This window comes from Elusimicrobiota bacterium (genome assembly GCA_040757695.1).
Lineage (GTDB): Bacteria > Elusimicrobiota > UBA8919 > UBA8919 > UBA8919 > JBFLWK01.
This window is the reverse complement of the sequence record JBFLWK010000156.1, coordinates 1-2,705: the sequence shown is the minus strand read 5'-3', so window position 1 is coordinate 2,705 and position 2,705 is coordinate 1. Positions and strand designations below refer to the sequence as shown.

Here is a 2,705-nt window from a genome sequence, read left to right as displayed (position 1 = left end):
TTATTTTTCAAAATTCAAAGAGCGATTTTAAAGGTCAAACCTTTAATTTGAGTGAATTTGCAAATATATTTTATAGTGGCTCCGACGAGCTATCTCAAAAAAATAGTGTTTATAGCCGTTTTTCAGGACGATACATCGCGGTATTAAGCGGAATAATTACTATATCGTCTTGGTCTCGCCAGCCGGTAGAACCTTTCGTCGGCAAAAGACCAATAACCTGAAAATCAATTTTTTTTATTTTGACAAATTCACCGATAGGATTTTTATCACCGAAAATTTCTTTTACAACCGTCTGCCCGATAACCGCGACTTTCGCTCTGGAAACAGTTTCATTTCTTGTAAAAAATCTGCCTTTTACCGGGACAGAATTTCTCATAACCGGATAATCTTCCATTGTTCCTTGAATCTGAGTATTCCAGTTTTTGCCGCCGTACACTACCTGTCCGCGACCAATTACATTCGCAGCAACTTTCTCAATGCCCGGAATTTTTGCTTTGATTTCGTCAATATCTTGCACGGTAAATCTGGTAACAGAGCCGGCTTCCAGAGAAACACCGCCGACTCGTCGTGCAGACGACCTGACCATAAGAAGATTTGAGCCCAGTGCCGAAATTCTTTTTTTTACATCCTCTTTTGCACCGGTGCCGAGTGCAAGCATCGCTATGACACTTGTCACTCCGATTAAAACTCCGAGAATTGACAAAACAGAACGGGTTTTGTTTGACAAAAGCGACCGAACCGCTTGAAAAAAATAACTGCCGATACTCTTAAGTTTGAAAACCGGATGCAAAAAATGGTTTTCGGATATAAGGGAACGACTTTCGCGACGAGTTTTTAATTTTTGTGCAACAAATTTATCCGAAATAATTCTGCCATCCTGTAAAGTGATAATTCTGCTTGCAGCAGACGCCAAATCCGGTTCGTGTGTCACCATAACTATGGTGATACCGGCATTATTCAATTCTTTAAGAATTTCTATTATTTCTGCTGCAGATTTTGTGTCCAGATTTCCAGTCGGCTCGTCGGCAAAAATAAGTAACGGATTATTTATTAATGCCCTTGCAATTGCTACTCGCTGCCGCTGCTCGCCTGAAAACTCGTTAGGTTTGTGTTTTTCTCTGTCAGTAAGTCCAACTTTTTTTAACAGTCCAATCGCATCCGCAGATTTTTGCTCGGCAGAGTAAATCAACGGCAATTCCACATTTTCTTTTGCGGATGTGCGTGGTAAAAGATTAAACTGCTGAAAAACAAACCCTAAAAATTTATTCCGTAGTGTCGCCAATTCATCATCTGAAAACTTTGATATTTCTCTGCCTTCAAGTTTGTAATTACCTGAAGTCGGTTTATCCAAAAGCCCGAGAATATGCAGAAGCGTGGACTTTCCGCTACTGGAAGCACCCATTATGGAAACGAATTCGCCTTCTTCTATATCAAGAGATACATCATTGAGTGCAGGAACATCAAACTCACCCAGATGATATGTTTTGTAAATGTTTTTTATTTCAATAATCATTTTAAAACTTCATAACCACAGAGCCCACAGAGACACATTTTAATCTATCGGGTGAACTTTAAAACCCTTGAAGAATCTCTGTGTTCTCTATCTTAAAATCAGTGTCCTCTGTGGTTTATATCATTTTATCAACGACCGCCACCTATTCCGGGAATACCGCCGAATCTTGCTTGTGATGCTTTGTCTCTTTTAGAAATTTTTGATGTGCTCAAAATTATATCTTCTTCGTCAATTCCATCGGTGATTTCCGTTTTTTTGCCGTCGCTAATGCCAACGCCGATTTCTTTTAACCTGCTTTTACCGTTTTTTGTTTTGATACTGACAAATTTTTTATCGCCCTTCTCAATTATTACATCCGACGGAAGAAGCAGAACATCCTCTCTTTTGTCGGCGGTTACTTCTATGGTAGCCGTCATACCAGAACGAAAATCAGATGGCGGATTTAACGGCTTGATTTTAACCTCATAGACCGTGACATTATTTACAACTGTAGATTCATATGCAATATGCTCCACTGTGCCGGAAAAGTATTTATCCGGATAAGCGTCCAGAAATATTTTTACAACCTGTCCCAATTTTATATATCGCAGGTCTGTTTCGTCTACAACCGCTTCAACTATCAGTTTATCAGCCATCACCAGAATTATATCATTCACCGATACGCTCTGCCCTGGCTCTTTGTTTCTTGCAATAATAAAACCGTCAAGCGGCGAGATTATCGGCGTCGGTTTATACGCATCCGACCACTTTTGGAATTCTGCATCGCCTTTTTCACGGGCAACATCCAAAAGCGCCGCACGGTCGGTAGAACTCATCCACACAAGCACCTCGCCTTTTTTGACTTTCTGGCCTTCTACAACAAGTATATCTTCAAGCCGACCTGAAACCTGCGGCTTTATTTCAAGCCGATTTCTAGGGCTAACCGTGCCTGTTTCACGAAACTCAATCGCGATAGAACCTCTCGTCGGCTGAATTTCAGCCATCTGACCGGTTTTTTTCTTTTTCTTGAATAAAAACAGCCCACCAATGAGCAAAACCAAAACAACAACCGAAATAATTATTTTCTGTTGAGTAGACATCTTTATAACCTCCTTGTGGTGACAGCCCTATCGGGCTGTCGTGCCCCTCGCAGAACCGTGCTTGCAGATTGCCCACACACGGCTCTTCAATAACACTTCCTCATAAAGCACAT

2 protein-coding genes are annotated in these 2,705 nt (G+C 40.9%); both read right to left on the bottom strand.

What is annotated here, in order from left to right; all coding sequences use genetic code 11:
• Window positions 1–109 precede the first annotated feature (109 nt).
• Window positions 110–1,513 (bottom strand): ABC transporter permease, encoded by a 1,404-nt coding sequence (locus AB1349_13505; GenBank protein ID MEW6558341.1) that lies wholly within the window; start codon window positions 1,511–1,513, stop codon window positions 110–112.
• Between the two features lie 128 nt (window positions 1,514–1,641).
• A complete protein-coding gene (locus tag AB1349_13500) occupies window positions 1,642–2,592 on the bottom strand; it encodes an efflux RND transporter periplasmic adaptor subunit (GenBank protein ID MEW6558340.1) in 951 nt (316 codons plus the stop codon).
• Window positions 2,593–2,705: the final 113 nt, after the last annotated feature.